Here is a 17,770-nt window from a genome sequence, read left to right on the forward strand (position 1 = left end):
CTGAATTTGCCGCCTGAACTGCGAAGGTTTAAGGGGGGCAAATCATGCCCCGCCGCAGAATGCGGCCTACAGTCGCTGTACGCGACAAACGTCATCGCAATCCTATGAAAATCGCACAAGAAATCCGCGCCGGCAATGTGATCATGCACGGTAAAGACCCCATGGTCGTCCTGAAAACCGAATACAGCCGCGGCGGCCGCAACTCTGCCACCGTGCGCATGAAGCTCAAGAGCCTGATCGCCAACTTCGGTACCGAAGTCGTGTTCAAGGCGGACGACAAAATGGACCAGATCATTCTGGACAAGAAAGAGTGCACCTACTCGTACTTTGCCGATCCCTTGTACGTGTTCATGGACGCTGACTACAACCAGTACGAAGTGGAAGCCGAAAATATGGGCGACACACTGAACTACCTCGAAGATGGCATGGCCACCGAAGTGGTGTTCTACGAAGGCAAGGCGATCTCCGTCGAATTGCCCACCAGCGTGGTGCGCGAAATCACATGGACCGAGCCTGCTGTGAAGGGTGACACCTCCGGCAAGGTGCTCAAGCCCGCCAAGATCGCCACCGGATTTGAAATCGGTGTGCCAATTTTCGTGGCGCAAGGCGACAAGGTGGAAATCGACACCCGTACCGGCGAATATCGCAAGCGCGTCTAATCCACGCACTGCACTGGCCCTTAGGGGCCCTCCGGAAAAAGCTCCTTCGGGAGCTTTTTTTATGGCCGCAAACAAGCCGCAAAAAACGGCACGCCTCTTGCCTTCAGAGTGCCACGAAACTGCCGCACAATGAAGCCATGGAAAACACGCAAAACCTCAACGAAAGCCGTATCGCCAACGCCTGGGCGGACCTGCAAAACCATTCTGACCAGGGCGGCGCCCTGGACCAGGACGCCTACCGTCTGGCCTTTGCAGACCCTGAATTCCTGCTCCGCCGCGAGACCCGTGGCATCCGCATCCAGCTGGAGATGCTCAAGCCAGATCTGGACCAGGCCGCACAGGGCGTGGACAACACCATCGTGGTCTTCGGCAGTGCGCGATTTCCCTCTCCCGAGGAGGCACAAGCCTTTGCCGAAAAAGCAGAAGCCTCCGGTGATGCCGAGCAGATGAGGCTCGCCAAGCGCCATCTGCGCAACGCCAAGCACTATGACAATGCCCGCCTGTTTGCCCGCCTGGTCGCGGGCCACAGCGCCCGCAAACCCCGTGAGGAGCGCCTGTTCATCTGCACCGGTGGCGGCCCCGGCATCATGGAAGCGGCCAACCGGGGTGCCCACGAAATGGGTGCACTCACCCCCGGCCTGAACATCACCCTCCCGCATGAGCAACGGGCCAACCCTTACGTGACGCCGTCCTTGAGCTTCAAGTTCCACTACTTCGCCACCCGCAAGATGCATTTCATGATGCGTGCCAAAGCGCTGGTGGCTTTTCCCGGCGGCTTCGGCACCCTGGACGAGCTGTTTGAAGTGATCACGCTGGTGCAAACCAAAAAGGCCAAGCCGGTGCCCATCATCCTGTTCGGCACCGACTACTGGAAACGCCTGATCAACATGGACGTGCTGGTGGAGGAAGGCGCCATCTCCCCCGAAGACCTGGACCTGCTGCACTACACCGACGACCCGCAGGACGCCTGGGACACCATCCGCAACTTTTACGGACTTCCGACGTAAGGCCCCCACGCTCTGCCGCTTGGCGGGCCGCTGCCCCCCAAGGGAGCTAATTTGCCTTGGGGCGGCCCGGCGACAAATAATCCTCAGACCGCAAGCGCCAGGCCGCGTGTGAACCCAGCCCCACCAGGGCACCCACGGTCCAGAACACCACCGACACCCCCACCACCACGCCCGCCGTGCCAAAGAGCATGGGCATGAGCACGCTGGAGAGGTTGATGGTCATCAGCCGCAGCGCAATCGCTTGGCCGTGCAGCGCATGCGGCGTGATCTGGTGCAGGGTGCTCATGATCATGGGTTGCACCGTGCCCAGCGTCAGCCCCAGCAACACGGAGCACACGCCCATGGCCCAGGCACTGGGCATCAAGGGGTAGACGGCGAAAAGCAGCGCCGTCACCACCATGGCCGTGGTGACCACCGCCCATTCACGCAGGCGCGACGCCAGCAGCGGCAGAAACACCCGTACCACCGCGGCAGCCACCGCAAAAGCACCGAGGATGGTGCCTATGACCGAAGCACTGTAGCCGCGCTCATGCCCCAGCACCGGCACCACAAAGGTGTGCACGTCCCAGCAGCTGGAAAGCAACCAGTTCACCAGCAACAGGCGACGCATCATCGGCTCTTTGAACAGGGGCCAGGCACTGGGGGGCACGCCACCCGCATGCACCACGGGTTCCAGCTCCCGCGTGGTGCGCACACACATCCAAGCCAGTGATGGCAGCAGCGCCGTCAGCGCAAATGCGGCCACAAAGCCGTTGTGGTCGGCCACCTTGCCGCCCAGCCAAACACCGGCGTGGTCAATCAACAAGCCCGCGCACACCGGGCCCAGAAAGTTGGAAATCGCGGGCCCGATGGACAGCCAGCTGAACACGCGGCGCAAATCGGTGGCGTCCGCGGCCGCCCGCCCCACGTGGCGCTGCAAGGCAATGGCGGCAGAACCGGTAGCACCGCCCATCATCAGCGCCGCAAAACACAGCACGGCGAAATGCGGATACAGGGCAGCCGCAGTGGCTCCGGCAATGGAAGCCACCACCGCCCAGGACACCGGCTTGCGCAAGCCATGCCGGTCCGCAAAGCGCCCGGCCGGCAACGCCAGAAACACCTGCGACAAAGAAAACAAGGCCAGCAAAAAACCCACCGCAAACGGCCCGTAGCCCTGCTGCAAGGCCCACAGCGGCGCAGCCAGTCGCATGCCCGCCATGCTGGCATGCAGGCACACATGGCCACTGATCAGGCGCAGTAACGCCCAGGGGCTTTGGGGGGTGCTAGCTGCGGAATGCGCAGGGGCGTGCAGGCCGCTCATAGGCCGGCGCCGTCGGCATCTCGGTCCCTATCAAGGTCAGCATCACGGTCTACATCGCGATCAATGGGCAACAAAGCCTGCGCCTGGGTGTCCGGCAGGGCCTCCACCTTTTTGAGTGCCCGCCCCAAGGCGCGGCTGCGCACTTCGGCGCTGTCCAGGGTTTTGAGCACGGTCTCGGTTTGCGACTTGACCTTGGCCAGCACATCGCCGAACTTGCTGAACTCGGTTTTGACAGCACCCAGCACTTGCCACACCTCGCTGGAGCGCTTTTCCAAGGCCAGCGTTCGAAAGCCCATTTGCAAGGAGCTGAGCATGGCCAGCAAGGTGGTGGGCCCGGCCAGGGTGATGCGGTGCTCGCGCTGCAAAGCCTCCATCAGGCCGGGGCGACGCAGCACCTCGGCATACAGACCTTCGGTCGGCAGGAAAAGGATGGCGAAGTCGGTGGTGTGCGGGGGCTCCACGTACTTCTCGGAAATCGACTTGGCCTCCAGCCGGATGCGCATTTCCAGCGCCTTGCCGGCGGCCTCGGCAGCGGCGGCATCCGCCCTGCCCTGCGCGTCGAGCAGCCGCTCGTAGTCTTCGTTGGGGAACTTGGCGTCAATCGGCAGCCACAAGGGCTCACCATTGTCCGATTTGCCGGGCAGCTTGATGGCGAAATCGACCACATTCTTGCTGCCGGGACGGGTGGCGACCTGCGTGGCGTACTGGTCAGGCACAAACACCTGCTCCAAGAGGGATGCCAGTTGGGCCTCACCGAACATGCCACGGGTTTTGACGTTGGTGAGCAGGTGCTTCAAGTCGCCCACGCCTTGGGCTAGCGACTGCATTTCGCCCAGCCCTTTGTGCACCTGCTCCAGCCGCTCAGCCACTTGCTTGAAGCTCTCGCCCAAACGGGCTTGCAAGGTGGTCTGCAACTTCTCATCCACCGTGGCGCGCATCTCGTCGAGCTTGGCGGAATTGGTGGTCTGCAGCTGGGCCAATTGGGCCTCGAGGGTCTGGCGCACCTCGGCCATGCGGCGGGCGTTGGATTCGCTCAACGCGCTTAGCTGGTTGGCCAGGGTGTCGGACAGGGTCTTCTGCAAGAGTGCGAGTTGCTGGCCGAAGGCGTCGATCTGGGTGTTCTGGGTGCGGGTGGCTTCTGCAGTTTGCTGCACCAGACTTTGCTGGAACGTGGCGAGGTTTTGTGCAAGCTCCTGGCGGCCGCTGCGCGCGCTCTCCTGCACCTCGCGACGCAGCTCGCGCTCCACACGCTCGCTGCTGCTTTGCAGGCGGGCCAACAGCTCCTGGCGCTGGGTCTCCTGTTGCGCCAGTTCTTGGGCATGGGCTTGAGGATCAGTACCCGCGCGACCACGCAACAGCAGCACCAGCAACACGAGTTGCAACAGGCCTAAAACCACTCCCGCCACCACCATCCATTCCGTCATAGATTCCTTCTAGTTGTGCATGATTTCAGCCTCTAGCGCCCATTGAATATGCGCAAGCAGCTATCAATTCAATAGCAAATCCAAACACAAGGCATGATGCGCGCTTGCTTGAACGTGCCCTCCGCCCAAGCTTCAACGCCGCACGGCGCCCAGTGTGTTCACCGGGGTTAGCACCTCGCCGGTCGCAAAAAAGCGCAGCAGGTTGTCAGCGGCCAACTGGGCCATGGCGCGGCGCGTATTCAGGGTCGCGCTGGCAATATGCGGGGTCAGCACCACGTTGGGCACGGTGAGCAAGTCCGGGTGCACTTGGGGTTCGCCTTCAAACACGTCCAGCCCGGCCGCAGCAATCTGCCCGCTGCGCAGGGCATGGGCCAGGGCCGCATCATCCACAATGCCGCCGCGCGCAATGTTGGTCAGGGTGGCGGTGGGCTTCATGAGCGCCAACTCCGCAGCACCGATGCTATGGTGCGACTCAGCCGAGTACGGCAGCAACAGCACCAGATGGTCCGCTTGCGCGAGCAGCGTCGATTTGTCTACATACTGCGCACCACAAGCCGCTTCCAGCCCTGCATCCAACCGGCTGCGGTTGTGATAAATCACCTTCATGCCGAAGCCGTGGAAGCCGCGCCGCGCTATGCCCTGCCCGATGCGCCCCATGCCCAGAATGCCGAGTGTGGCGCCATGGATGTCGCTGCCGCAAAACATGTCGTAGCTCCAGCGCTTCCACAGACCGGCACGCAAAAAGTGTTCGCTCTCGGCCATGCGGCGGGCGGTGGCCATCATCAACGCGAAGCCGAAATCGGCGGTGGTCTCCGTGAGCACATCCGGTGCATTGGTGCCCTGCACACCTCTGGCCGTCATGGCCGGCACATCGAAGTTGTTAAAGCCCACGGCCATGTTGGCGCAGATTTTGAGCTGCGGGCAGGCCTGCAGCAGCTCAGCGCTGATGCGCTCGCCACCGGTGGTGAGCACCCCGTCTTTACCTTGCAGGCGGGCGGTCAAGTCCTGGGCAGACCAGACAGCGTCCGCCTGGTTGTGTTCTACCTCGAACACCGCCTCCAACTGGGCGAGCACTTCCGGGAAGATGGCCCGGCTGACCAGGATGCGGGGCTTGGAGCTGGATGATGTCATGCTGAAACAGGGGGTTGGGTGGCGGGCACGGCGGGGGCTTCCACCGGACTCGGGATTTCAAACACCTGGCGCAGGTAGGCCAGGTATTTCTCGTCATCGCACATGTTCTTGGACGGTGTGTCGGAGAGCTTGGCGACCGGCTGGCCGTTGCAACGCACCATCTTGATGACGATTTGCAGCGGCGTGTAGCCGAGATCATTGGTCAGATTAGTGCCGATACCGAAGGCCAGCTGGCAGCGCCCGCGGAACTGCTGGTAGAGCTCGATGGTGCGAGGAATGGTCAAGCCGTCGCTGAAGATCAAGGTTTTGGTGCGCGGGTTGACCCGGTTGCGCAAGTAGTGGTCGATCATGCGCTCGCCCCAGGTGAACGGGTCACCGCTGTCGTGGCGCGCGCCATCAAAAAGTTTGCAGAAGTACATGTCGAAGTCGCGCAGAAAGGCGTTCATGCCATACACATCGCTGAGCGCAATGCCCAAGTCGCCGCGGTACTCCCGGGCCCAGGACTCGAAGGCAAATATCTGGCTGTCCCGCAAGCGCGGGCCCAAAGCCTGAGAGGCTTGCAGGTATTCGTGGGCCATGGTGCCCAGTGGCGTGAGCCCCAGCTTCATGGCGAGCAATACATTGCTGGTACCGGCCAACTGACCAGGGCGCCCCACCGCATTGCCGGGGCTTTGCAGGGTGCCCAGCTTGGCGCTGAGCACGCGCAGCACTTCGTCATGCCAGGCACGGGAGAAGCGGCGGCGGGTGCCGTAATCGGCAATCTTCAGGTCTTCCAAGCCCTCTGCGCGCAACTGCTCGATCTTGGTTTCCAGGCGCTTGCGCCCTTCCACAAAATCCGGCACACGCTGGGTGTTGCGGAAGTACACCTCGTTCACGATGGCCAGCACCGGAATCTCAAACAGGATGGTGTGCAGCCACGGACCGACGATGCTGATGTCGAGCTCGCCATCGGCCAGGGGGGTGACGGTGATGTACTTCTCATTCAGGCGGAACAGCCCCAAAAAATCGACGAAATCACTCTTGATAAAGCGCATGGACCGCAGATAGGCCAGCTCGCTCTCCTGGAACTGCAGGCTGCAAAGAGAGCGAATTTCCTCGCGGATTTCAGCCGAATGGGCTGCCAGATCCATGCCCGGGTTGCGGCATTTGAAGCGGTACTCCACCTGCGCCCCGGGAAACTGGTGCAGCACCACCTGCATCATGGTGAATTTGTAGAGGTCGGTGTCCAGCAGACTGGTAATGATCATGAGGCGTTCAAGTGGCCATGCGTGGCCGCGGGGAAAGTTGCTATCAATTCAGGAGCTGCTCGCGCATACAGAGTGTGCGCCAGCAGCCATTTTCATTCACATCTCCGTTATTCCATCCAGCGGGTGAAGTCGGCCACCGGAACGCGGGGAGTGTGGAAAGTGTTGACCGGCGCATCCGGGTCGGCGTAACCCAGCGACATGCCACAGACCAGCATTTCCCCCTCGCCTGCACCGATGTGCGGAAGGATGATGCTGGAGAAGCCGTTCCACGCCGCCTGCGGGCAGGTGTGGAGACCACGACCCCGCGCGGCCACCATGATGTTTTGCAGAAACGCGCCGTAGTCCACCAATGAGCCGCGCCCCATGACCTTGTCGACGGTGAACATCAGACCCACCGGCGCATCGAAGAAGCGGAAGTTGCGCTGGTGCTGGACGTGCATTTTGTCTTTGTCGGCCTTGCCGATGCCCAACAAGCCATAGAGCCCCCAGCCGTTCTTGCGACGGCGGTCTATATAGGGGCTGACCCACTGGGCGGGGTAGTAGTCGTACTCCTCCTGGTACTGCGCAGCCAGCTCGGGGTTGGCGCGGATCGCGTCGTGCGCGGCGCAGGTTTTATCCACCAGCGCATCGCGGCTCGCTCCTTGCAGCACATAGACCTTCCAAGGTTGGCAGTTGGTACCCGAAGGCGCGCGGCTGGCTACGTCCAGAATGGCTTCAATATCTTCCCGGGCAACATCCTTGGGCAGAAAGGCCCGGACGGACATGCGGGAGCGAATGGCGTCATCGACGATAGCTGCGGTCATTGCAAGGTCTCCAGTAGTTGTCTCAAAGCATCAGGAAGCGGGACCGGCTTGCGGGTAAGCCTGTCCACATAGACATGGATGAAGTGGCCTTTGGCGGCGGTGGTCTCACCCTCGCCAAAAATGCCGATTTCGTAGCGCACACTGGATGTACCGAGTTTGGCAACCCGAATGCCGGCCTGCACCACCTCGGGGAAGGACACAGAAGCAAAGTAGTTGCACTGGGTTTCCACCACCAGGCCAATGGTGTTGCCCGCATGGATATCGAGCACGCCCTGCTCCATCAGGTAAGCGTTGACGGCTGTGTCGAACCAGCTGTAGTACACCACGTTGTTCACGTGGCCGTAGACATCGTTGTCGCTCCAGCGGGTGGGGATGGTGCGAAGTACCCGGTAGGCACTTCGCGGCTCGGCGTGGGGCTTCAGGGGCGCGTTCAGCTGCATGTGAACCATTTTGCCAGCGATACCGGCACGGTCAGCCGCAGCACCCGTTACTGGGGTGTGCAAGATGGATATATCCAAAAAATGCTCCCCAACATTTCATGACGCGCCCGTGAAAAATCGCCTCGCCCAGCCCGAATTAGGAAATTTGCACTAATTTGTTGCAGTGCAACAAAAAGTGCTTGCATTGACAAACAAGCTCCCTATAATTCGAACCATGCTGCACTGCAACATAAAGTCCACAGGGACAGATGCTTACGGCGCAGATGGTGATTTTTTACCTTAACTCTTGGAGATCTCTATGCTGACCGTTGAACAAGTTATCGCTTCCCACAAAGCCAACATCGAAACCCTATTTGGCTTGACCAACAAAGCTTTCGAAGGCGTGGAAAAGATTGTGGAATTGAACCTGACTGCTTCCAAAGCAGCTCTGGCAGAAGCCGCTACCCACACACAAACCATGTTGAGCGTGAAAGACGCCCAAGAGCTGTTGGCCCTGCAATCCGGCCTGCTGCAGCCTCTGGCTGAGAAGACTGCTGCTTACAGCCGTCACCTCTACGACATCGCTACCTCCACTGGCGCTGAATTCACCAAGAATGCTGAAGCACAAGCTGCTGAAGCTCAGAAAAAGTTTGCCGGCCTGGTCGACAGCGCTGCCAAAAATGCCCCGGCAGGTTCTGAATCTGTGGTCGCCATCATGAAGAGCTCTGTGGCTGCTGCCAACAATGCTTTGGAATCTGTGCAAAAAGCAGTTAAGCAAGCGACTGAAGTTGCCGAAGCCAACTTCAATGCTGTGGCCGCTACTGCGACCAACGCTACCAAGGCTGCTACTGCGAAAAAGCGCTAATTTGGGTACGGGGCACTAAAACAATTGAGGTTTTTTGTCCCAACCACTAGCTACCAAGGGAAAACCCTGAGATAATTCAATTATCAGAAACTTCCTTGTTTCTACCGGTTGTCTCCTCGGGTCCTTTCGAAACCTTCAGGTTCAGGGATCCCTTCAAGGCCTCGTTGTAAAACGGGGCCTTTTTTTTATTTGCCGCGGGCTGCCAATGCGGCTTTCAGCTCAGGAATCAACTTGAGCATGGCCTGGCGGCCGGCTTCGATAGAACGTTTGCGAGCGCCGAAATCAGAGCTGCTGATGCCCTGCAGTGCCGGGCGCACCACCACATCAGCTTCCCTCAGCTCAAACCGGTTGATGCTCTTGCCCATGATGGAAAAGGTCTGCAGCAGGATGTCCAAGGTTCCGCCTGTCAGGCTGCCCTCTGGCGGACTGGAAATATCCACCGCAATCACAAAATCCGCCCCCATCCGCCGCGCTGCAGCTACAGGCACGGGAGACACCAATCCTCCATCCACATATTCACGCCCGTTGATCTTGACGGGCTGAAACACTGCGGGCACAGAGCTGGATGCCCGCACGGCCGTGCCGGTATCGCCCCGCTGGAACAGCACATCGTTGCCATTGTTGAGGTCAGTGGCAACGATACCCAAGGGCATGGGTAACTCTTCAATCAGCTTACCGCTCACTTGGCCATTGACATACTTGGCCAAGGCATCACCACGCAGCATGCCACGGCTGAAGATGGGCAAAGTCCAATCTGCGATAGCGGCTTCCTCCATGGTTTCCGCCACGCGCTGAAGCTGAGTCCCATTTTTGCCACTGGCGTAAATGGCAGCGACCAGACTACCCGCCGAGGTGCCGGTGACCAGCGTGGGCTTGATGCCGTTCTCTTCCAACACCTGAATGACGCCTACATGGGCAAAGCCGCGCGCGGCTCCTCCACCCAACGCCAGACCGATTTTGGGCGGTGGCTTGGGAATCGTGCCCGCCGGCACGGCCATATCCGGGCCGACTACCGCGGTGCCCTTGTCTGCGGAAGGCACTGATGCACACCCTGCTAACAGTACGACCGGGAGCAATGCCCAGGACAGACGTATTTTTCTTAATATCAACATCGAACAACACCTTGAAGAACCTCTGCACACGACCACTGTCACCAGCCGGTCACGCCCACTCGATAAACCATCCACATTCACATACCATCAAGCCATGAAACACCGCATCAAAGGAGTCCTCGTGAAAGCCATCTGGTTCATCGGTTTTATTGCAATCGTACTGCCCACCCTGATCTTTTTTGCCGGACAGCTCGGCTTTCTCACCGGGAAAGTACCGCAGGACCTTGGCGTGAAAGACGGGCGATTGAAACCACCTTCGAATACGCCAAACAGTGTGAGCAGCCAGGCCAAGCTCTACCCGGATCACCCGTTACGTGGGTATGCAGACATTGCACCTTTCACTTTCAGTGGTGATGGCCAAGCGGCACTAAAGAAACTCGCCGGGATTCTGCGTAGCATGCCTAAAACAGTATTGGTAACTGAAACTGCGGACTACCTATACGCTCAGAGCACCACACCGACCTTGAAGTTCACAGATGATGTGGAGTTCTGGTTAAGCCCTGCAGAAAACGTGATTCACGTGCGCTCGGCAAGTCGAATCGGTCGCAAAGACTTTGCTGCCAACCGTACCCGTGTAGAAAACATAAGGGCCCAGTTCCAGCAGAACTGAGCCCTTGTCGCCCGCTGAGCGTTTGCGCAGCGGGCTTTCAGCTTTCTAAGCGATCAGCCGGCAGTAGCCTCTTCAGGCTTGGATTTGCCCTCTTTCTTGGGCAAGGGCTGAATGTCGAGCACCACTTCGTCCTTCTCATCCAGATCCACTGTCAGGCGACCACCGTCCACCAAACGCCCAAAGAGCAACTCGTCAGCCAAAGCACGACGGATCGTGTCCTGGATCAAACGCTGCATGGGGCGGGCGCCCATCAGTGGATCGAAGCCCTTCTTGCCAAGGTGCTTGCGCAACTTGTCGGTGAAGGTCACTTCCACCTTCTTTTCGGCCAACTGGGTTTCCAGTTGCAGCAAGAACTTGTCGACAACACGCAGGATCACGACTTCGTCCAAAGCCTTGAATCCGACGATCGCGTCCAAGCGGTTACGGAACTCCGGCGTGAACAAGCGCTTGATGTCCATCATTTCGTCACCGGCTTCGCGGGGGTTGGTAAAGCCGATGGTGGCCTTGTTCATGGTCTCGGCGCCTGCATTCGTGGTCATGATGATGATCACGTTGCGGAAGTCTGCCTTGCGGCCGTTGTTGTCTGTCAACGAGCCATGGTCCATGACCTGCAACAGCACGTTGAAGATGTCCGGATGCGCCTTTTCGATTTCATCCAGCAACAGCACCGCGTGCGGCTTCTTGGTAATGGCTTCGGTCAACAAGCCGCCTTGATCAAAACCCACGTAGCCAGGAGGCGCACCGATCAAGCGACTGACAGCATGACGCTCCATGTATTCACTCATGTCAAAGCGAATCAGGTCGATACCCATGATGTAGGCCAACTGCTTGGCCGCTTCTGTCTTGCCGACGCCCGTGGGGCCGCTGAACAGGAATGAACCAATCGGCTTGTCGCCTTTGCCCAGACCAGAGCGTGCCATCTTGACCGCCGAGGCCAATACGTCCAAAGCCTTGTCTTGACCAAAGACTACGCTCTTGAGGTCACGCTCCAAGGTCTTGAGCTTGCTGCGGTCATCATTCGACACATTGGCCGGGGGAATGCGGGCGATCTTCGCCACAATTTCCTCGACCTCTGTCTTGCTGATGGTCTTCTTGCGTTTGCTCGGTGCCAGGATACGTTGGGCAGCACCCGCTTCGTCAATCACATCGATCGCCTTGTCAGGCAGGTGGCGGTCATTGATGTACTTTGCACTCAGTTCAGCGGCCGCTTGCAGCGCAGCTACTGCGTACTTCACGTTGTGGTGCTCCTCAAAGCGGGATTTCAGGCCCTTGAGGATTTCCACTGTCTGGTCGATGGTCGGCTCGACGACGTCGACCTTCTGGAAACGACGGGACAACGCGGCGTCTTTTTCGAAGATGCCGCGATATTCGGTGAAGGTGGTCGCGCCGATGCACTTGAGTTGCCCGGAGCTCAAGCTAGGCTTGAGCAGGTTGGAGGCGTCCAAAGTGCCGCCCGATGCAGCGCCCGCACCAATCAAAGTATGAATTTCATCAATGAATAGCACTGCATTGGGTTTTTCCTTCAGGGATTTGAGCACTGCCTTCAGGCGTTGTTCAAAGTCGCCGCGGTACTTGGTTCCTGCTAGTAGTGCGCCCATGTCGAGCGAATACACCACGGAGTCCGCGAGGATTTCAGGTACATCGTTCTGGGAAATGCGCCATGCCAGACCCTCAGCAATCGCGGTCTTGCCGACACCCGCCTCACCCACCAACAAGGGATTATTTTTGCGACGACGGCACAGGATCTGGATGACACGCTCCACTTCGTAGTCGCGACCAATCAGGGGATCTATCTTGCCTTCTTTGGCCAGTTGATTCAGGTTCTGTGTGTACTGCTCCAAGGGCGAGGCTTTCTCGTTCTTTTCGCTCACACCCTCTTCGCTTTCAGCGGGGCTCTCATTGGACTTGGTAGCCTCTGGCGGATCGGTCTTCTTGATGCCATGAGCAATGAAATTCACCACGTCCAAACGGGTCACACCCTGCTGATGGAGGTAGTAGACCGCATGGGAATCTTTCTCACCAAAGATCGCCACCAGAACATTGGCGCCGGTTACTTCCTTCTTGCCACTGCCGGTACTTTGCACGTGCATGATGGCGCGCTGGATGACGCGCTGGAAACCCAGGGTTGGTTGGGTGTCCACCTCATCCGTGCCTGCAACTTGAGGCGTATTGTCTTTGATGAAATTGGTCAACGATTTGCGCAAATCGTCAATGTTTGCGGCGCACGCACGCAGTACTTCCGCCGCGCTGGGGTTGTCCAGCAAGGCCAACAACAAGTGCTCTACGGTAATGAACTCATGGCGCTGCTGACGGGCTTCCACGAAAGCCATGTGCAGGCTGACTTCCAATTCTTGGGCAATCATATGAATTCCTTTTTTTGCCTTGTGTTGATTAACTGTAATCCGATTTCTGGGGCTCTGGACCGAAGTTTTCGCTTTCCCCTACAGATCTACGGGCTCGCTGACACATTTCAATGGGTGCCCAGCTTTGTGGGCCGCTTCGAGAACTTGATCCACCTTGGTTGCCGCAATATCTTTAGGGTACACACCACAGACACCCCTCCCATCCAAATGGATCTTGAGCATGATCTGCGTCGCCGCTTCCAAATCTTTGCCGAAAAATTCCTGGATGACCACCACCACGAACTCCATGGGTGTGTAGTCATCATTCAACATGACCACTTGGTACATGGAGGGGGGTTGAACGCGCTGGGACAAGCGCTCCAGTACGACCGTTCCATCATCGCCACCAGCAGGGGGCGGCTTCACAGCGGGAGGTTTGGGGATGTTTGTAGCCATGAAATGATTCTATCGAGCAAGGCAGCAAGCCCCGCCGTTGTCGGACAAATGAGGCGTAAACATGTGTTTTCAATGGGTAATGAAAAAACCGCGTACAACGTGCGCTGTACGCGGTTTTTAGGGCTATAGGTCAAGGAACCGTTGCGCTTACATGTTGTCGATCATGACTTTGCCAAATCCGGAGCAGCTCACTTGTTGGGCACCGTCCATCAATCGGGCAAAGTCGTAAGTCACTTTTTTGCTTGCTATCGACTTTTCAATCGATCGGATGATCAGGTCTGCTGCTTCCTTCCAACCCATATGGCGCAACATCATCTCTGCGGAGAGGATCTCTGAACCGGGATTGACATAGTCTTTACCTGCGTATTTGGGGGCAGTACCGTGGGTCGCTTCAAACATCGCAACGGTGTCTGAGAGATTTGCGCCCGGTGCGATTCCGATACCGCCCACCTGGGCAGCCAAGGCATCGGAGATGTAGTCTCCGTTCAGGTTCAAAGTCGCAATCACGCTGTATTCCACTGGTCGCAACAGAATTTGCTGCAGGAATGCATCGGCAATGCTGTCCTTGATGATGATGTCTTTACCCGTGTTCGGGTTCTTGAACCGGCACCACGGGCCGCCATCAATCGGCTGGGCGCCGAATTCACGCTGCGCCAAGGCATAAGCCCAATCACGGAAGCTGCCTTCAGTGAACTTCATGATGTTGCCTTTGTGAACAATGGTCACATTGGGTTTGTCATTGTCAATTGCATACTGAATTGCTTTGCGGACCAAACGCTCGGTGCCTTCACGAGACACTGGCTTTACACCCAGACCCGAGGTCTCGGGGAACCGGATTTTCTGGATACCGAAGTCCTCGCTCAATACCTTGATCAGCCGTTTAGCTTTCTCTGAGCCCGCCTCAAACTCAATACCGGCATAGATGTCTTCAGAGTTCTCACGAAAAACAACCATATTGGTCTTCTCCGGCTCCTTCAGGGGGCTGGGAACGCCCTTGAAATACTGGATCGGACGAAGGCACACATACAAATCCAACTCTTGACGCAGCGCCACGTTCAATGAACGGATACCCCCACCGACCGGGGTTGTCAGCGGACCCTTGATAGAGACCAGGTAGTCGCGCACAACATCCAATGTTTCCTGAGGCAGCCACACATCAGGACCATAAATACGCGTTGCCTTTTCGCCTGCAAAGATTTCCATCCACTCGATCTTGCGAGTGCCACCGTAGGCTTTTTCCACCGCAGCATCAACGACCTTCAACATGACGGGCGTAATGTCCACACCAATGCCGTCACCCTCGATGTAAGGAATGATCGGGTGATCGGGCACATTCAATGTCTTATCGTCATTGGCAGTTATTTTTTGACCTTGCAACGGTACCTGAATATGCTGATACATAAGAACTAAGCTCCGGTTTCCCTGGATGTCGTCGAAGAATGAAACACCCTCAGGGCCTTGCGGCCTCCAAGTGCAAATTGAGATTTCATTCTAGTTGTAAAGTAAGCGGCCGTAATTCATCCATGGCCCACAATCAGGCCTCAACCAATTGCCAATTTGTATGGCCTCTGCCGAATGAAACATCTGAAACTGTTACTTGCGGCGGCATTGCTTGCCGCAACCGCTTTCTCCGGGGCGCAAGAGGCCCCTCAAATGGATTTGCCCCGCATCAAATTGGGTGCAGGCATGTACCAGATAGAAGCCCAAGTAGCCCGCACTTCAGACCAGCGCACCACCGGCCTGATGTACCGCAAAGAAATGCCACAGTACGAAGGCATGCTCTTCGTCTTTGAGCAACCTTCCGGGCTGTGTTTCTGGATGAAAAACACATTGATACCTTTAACTGCCGCGTTTATTGCAGATGATGGCACCATCGTAAATCTTGCGGACATGAAGCCTCAAACCACCGACTCCCATTGTGCCCTGCGCCCAGTGCGCTATGTGCTCGAAATGAACCAGGGCTGGTTCTCCAAACGCGGATTAAAAGCTGGTGCCAAGTTGACAGGTACACCATTCGAATCCCGCGTTCAATAGACAGGCACGCTCAATAGCTTCAAAGTGCAAAGAGGGGCGTCAGACCTGAGTCTGCCGCCCCTCTTTTTGATGTGAGCCATCAGACTCACAAGCAAGTTTAGTGCTTACGCTGCAACGGAACTGAGTGCTGCATTCAAAGTTGCGCTGGGACGCATGATGGCATCCAACTTGGCCGCATCGGGAAGGTAGTATCCGCCGATATCAACTGGATGGCCTTGAACCGCAGCCAATTCGGCAACAATGACAGACTCTTTGTCAGCAAGTTCTTTCGCCAAGGGTGCGAACTGAGCGGCCAAAGTAGCGTCTTCGGTCTGACTTGCCAATTCTTGTGCCCAGTACATAGACAAATAGAACTGGCTTCCGCGGTTGTCCAATTGGCCCGTTTTGGGGGATGGGTTCTTGTTGTTGTCCAGCAATTTTCCTGTGGCAGCGTCCAACGTTTTCGCCAAAACCTTGGCCTTCGCGTTGCCCGTCTTCAAACCCAAATCTTCGAGGGAAACTGCCAAAGCAAGGAACTCACCTAAAGAGTCCCAACGCAAGTGGTTTTCCTCCACAAGCTGCTGCACATGCTTCGGCGCTGATCCGCCCGCGCCCGTTTCGTACATGCCTCCACCCGCCATCAAAGGCACGATGGACAACATCTTGGCCGAGGTACCCAACTCCATGATGGGGAACAGGTCTGTCAAATAGTCGCGCAAGATATTTCCGGTTGCGCTGATCGTGTCCAGACCGCGGATGACGCGTTCCAATGTGTAGCGCATGGCGCGTACCTGGCTCATGATCTGGATGTCCAAACCGGTCGTGTCGTGCTCGTGCAAATACATCTTGACCTTGGTGATCAACTGGGCTTCGTGAGGACGGTAAGAGTCCAGCCAGAACACCACGGGCATGCCGGAGTTCCGGGCACGGTTGACCGCGAGCTTGACCCAATCGCGGATGGCAGCGTCTTTCACTTGGCACATGCGCCAGATATCGCCCGCTTCCACGTTCTGGCTCAACAACACTTCGCCTGTGGCCAGATCCGTGATGTTGGCAATGCCGTCTTCGGTGATTTCAAAGGTCTTGTCGTGAGAACCATATTCTTCGGCTTGCTGGGCCATCAAGCCGACGTTGGGTACAGTACCCATCGTCTTGGGGTCGAATGCACCATGCCACTTGCAGAAGTTGATCATCTCCTGGTAGATGCGGGCAAAGGTGGATTCAGGCATCACAGCCTTGACGTCCTTCAGGCGACCGTTGGCGTCCCACATCTTGCCGCCGTTACGGATCATAGCGGGCATGGAAGCGTCCACGATGATGTCGTTGGGGGAGTGGAAGTTGGTGATGCCCTTGGCTGAGTCAACCATGGCCAACTCAGGTCGGTGCTCGTGGCATGCATGCAGGTCACGCTTGATTTCGTCTTGCTTGCTTTGGGGCAATGTGGCGATCTTGCCGTACAGGTCCGCCATGCCGTTGTTCACATTCACGCCGAGTTCCTTGAACAGCGCGCCGTGTTTTTCAAACGCATCCTTGTAGAAAATCTTGACGCAATGACCGAACACGATGGGGTGGGACACCTTCATCATGGTCGCCTTGACGTGCAGGGAGAACATCACGCCGGTCTTGCGTGCGTCCTCAATTTCACGTTCGTAAAACTCCAGCAATGCCTTCTTGCTCATGAACATGCTGTCGATCACTTCGCGATCCAGCAAAGACACTTTAGGTTTGAGCACAATGGTCTGACCGCTCTTGGTGATCAATTCCATCTTCACGTCCCGTGCGCGGTCCAGAGTCATAGATTTTTCACCATGGTAGAAGTCACCATGGTGCATGTGGGACACGTGTGAGCGTGATGCCTGGCTCCACTCGGCCATGCTGTGGGGGTTTTTACGGGCGTATTCCTTGACAGCCTTGGGAGCGCGGCGGTCGGAATTGCCTTCGCGTAAAACCGGGTTCACGGCGCTGCCGGTGCACTTGGAGTAGCGGGCACGGATAGCCTTCTCTTCGTCTGTCTTGGGAGCTTCCGGGTAATCAGGGATCGCGTAGCCTTTGCTTTGGAGTTCCTTGATGCAAGCTACCAACTGACCCACTGAGGCGCTGATATTGGGCAGCTTGATGATGTTGGCATCGGACTGCAGCGTCTTTTTGCCCAATTCAGCCAAGGTGTTCGGTACTTTCTGGTCGTCCTTGAGGAAGTCAGAAAACTCACCCAATACGCGGGCCGCCACGGAGATATCAGACACCACCACATTGATCCCGGCGGGCGCAGTGAATGTCCGGATCAAAGGCAAAAAGGAAGCAGTGGCCAGACGGGGGGCTTCGTCGGTCAATGTGTAGATGATGGTCGGTTGCTGGGTGCTCATCTCTTATCTCCAAAAAATG

General features: G+C 57.5%; 16 protein-coding genes. 5 read left to right on the top strand and 11 right to left on the bottom strand.

The genetic code is table 11. The annotated features are described in order from the left end of the window. Nucleotides 1-104 precede the first annotated feature (104 nt). Together efp and RAN89_RS14075 are read left to right on the top strand one after the other, a co-directional pair. Entirely contained in the window at nt 105-659 is a 555-nt protein-coding gene (gene efp / locus RAN89_RS14070; protein ID WP_313866896.1) for an elongation factor P, read from the top strand. Nucleotides 660-796: 137 nt separating this feature from the next. After that, nucleotides 797-1,666, top strand: coding sequence for an LOG family protein (locus RAN89_RS14075; protein ID WP_313866897.1), 870 nt, complete (start codon nt 797-799; stop codon nt 1,664-1,666). 46 nt (nt 1,667-1,712) lie between these two features. Here RAN89_RS14075 and RAN89_RS14080 read toward each other — a convergent pair whose 3' ends face one another. The 6 genes from RAN89_RS14080 to RAN89_RS14105 form a co-directional block, all read right to left on the bottom strand. Continuing rightward, nucleotides 1,713-2,966 (bottom strand): MFS transporter, encoded by a 1,254-nt coding sequence (locus RAN89_RS14080; RefSeq protein WP_313866898.1) that lies wholly within the window; start codon nt 2,964-2,966, stop codon nt 1,713-1,715. Next, nucleotides 2,963-4,390, bottom strand: coding sequence for a DNA recombination protein RmuC (locus RAN89_RS14085; protein ID WP_313866899.1), 1,428 nt, complete (start codon nt 4,388-4,390; stop codon nt 2,963-2,965). The genes RAN89_RS14080 and RAN89_RS14085 overlap by 4 nt, the downstream gene beginning before the upstream one ends. Before the next feature lie 132 nt (nt 4,391-4,522). Then, the gene (locus RAN89_RS14090) at nt 4,523-5,521 is read right to left on the bottom strand and encodes a 2-hydroxyacid dehydrogenase (RefSeq protein WP_313866900.1); all 999 of its coding nucleotides are present in this window, start codon (nt 5,519-5,521) and stop codon (nt 4,523-4,525) included. Continuing rightward, complete coding sequence (gene pncB / locus RAN89_RS14095; RefSeq protein ID WP_313866901.1) at nt 5,518-6,768, bottom strand: nicotinate phosphoribosyltransferase; 1,251 nt, start codon at nt 6,766-6,768, stop codon at nt 5,518-5,520. The genes RAN89_RS14090 and pncB overlap by 4 nt, the downstream gene beginning before the upstream one ends. A gap of 107 nt (nt 6,769-6,875) precedes the next feature. Then, complete coding sequence (locus RAN89_RS14100) at nt 6,876-7,571, bottom strand: nitroreductase (protein ID WP_313866902.1); 696 nt, start codon at nt 7,569-7,571, stop codon at nt 6,876-6,878. Further along, nucleotides 7,568-8,020, bottom strand: a complete 453-nt coding sequence (locus RAN89_RS14105; RefSeq protein WP_313869402.1) for an acyl-CoA thioesterase — start codon at nt 8,018-8,020, stop codon at nt 7,568-7,570. Before RAN89_RS14105 ends, RAN89_RS14100 begins: the two co-directional genes overlap by 4 nt. 289 nt (nt 8,021-8,309) lie before the next feature. Here RAN89_RS14105 and RAN89_RS14110 point away from each other — a divergent pair, with 289 nt between their 5' ends. Continuing rightward, nucleotides 8,310-8,855 (top strand): phasin family protein, encoded by a 546-nt coding sequence (locus RAN89_RS14110; protein ID WP_313866903.1) that lies wholly within the window; start codon nt 8,310-8,312, stop codon nt 8,853-8,855. Nucleotides 8,856-9,040: 185 nt separating this feature from the next. Here RAN89_RS14110 and RAN89_RS14115 read toward each other — a convergent pair whose 3' ends face one another. Further along, the gene (locus RAN89_RS14115) at nt 9,041-9,967 is read right to left on the bottom strand and encodes a patatin-like phospholipase family protein (RefSeq protein WP_428984454.1); all 927 of its coding nucleotides are present in this window, start codon (nt 9,965-9,967) and stop codon (nt 9,041-9,043) included. Nucleotides 9,968-10,061: 94 nt separating this feature from the next. Between RAN89_RS14115 and RAN89_RS14120 the strand changes: the two genes are divergently transcribed. Further along, nucleotides 10,062-10,577: a DUF1499 domain-containing protein gene (locus tag RAN89_RS14120; RefSeq protein ID WP_313866904.1), complete on the top strand. Its 516-nt coding sequence runs from the start codon at nt 10,062-10,064 to the stop codon at nt 10,575-10,577. Between the two features lie 53 nt (nt 10,578-10,630). Here the strand turns inward: RAN89_RS14120 and clpA are convergent, their stop codons facing one another. The 3 genes from clpA to icd all read right to left on the bottom strand — a co-directional run bounded on the left by clpA (nt 10,631) and on the right by icd (nt 14,776). Then, nucleotides 10,631-12,940 carry an ATP-dependent Clp protease ATP-binding subunit ClpA gene (gene clpA / locus RAN89_RS14125; RefSeq protein WP_087494228.1) on the bottom strand — a complete coding sequence of 770 codons (2,310 nt, stop codon included), beginning with the start codon at nt 12,938-12,940 and terminating at the stop codon, nt 10,631-10,633. A 78-nt stretch (nt 12,941-13,018) separates the two neighbouring features. Continuing rightward, nucleotides 13,019-13,375 carry an ATP-dependent Clp protease adapter ClpS gene (gene clpS, locus RAN89_RS14130; RefSeq protein ID WP_087494229.1) on the bottom strand — a complete coding sequence of 119 codons (357 nt, stop codon included), beginning with the start codon at nt 13,373-13,375 and terminating at the stop codon, nt 13,019-13,021. Between the two features lie 147 nt (nt 13,376-13,522). After that, complete coding sequence (icd, locus tag RAN89_RS14135) at nt 13,523-14,776, bottom strand: NADP-dependent isocitrate dehydrogenase (protein ID WP_313866905.1); 1,254 nt, start codon at nt 14,774-14,776, stop codon at nt 13,523-13,525. A gap of 174 nt (nt 14,777-14,950) precedes the next feature. Between icd and RAN89_RS14140 the strand changes: the two genes are divergently transcribed. Then, a complete protein-coding gene (locus RAN89_RS14140) occupies nt 14,951-15,409 on the top strand; it encodes a DUF192 domain-containing protein (protein ID WP_313866906.1) in 459 nt (152 codons plus the stop codon). Nucleotides 15,410-15,513: 104 nt separating this feature from the next. Here RAN89_RS14140 and RAN89_RS14145 read toward each other — a convergent pair whose 3' ends face one another. Further along, nucleotides 15,514-17,751, bottom strand: coding sequence for an NADP-dependent isocitrate dehydrogenase (locus RAN89_RS14145; protein WP_313866907.1), 2,238 nt, complete (start codon nt 17,749-17,751; stop codon nt 15,514-15,516). Between the last annotated feature and the right edge of the window lie 19 nt (nt 17,752-17,770).

Origin of the sequence: Rhodoferax mekongensis (assembly GCF_032191775.1) — a bacterium.
Classification (GTDB): Bacteria; Pseudomonadota; Gammaproteobacteria; order Burkholderiales; family Burkholderiaceae_C; genus Allorhodoferax; species Allorhodoferax mekongensis.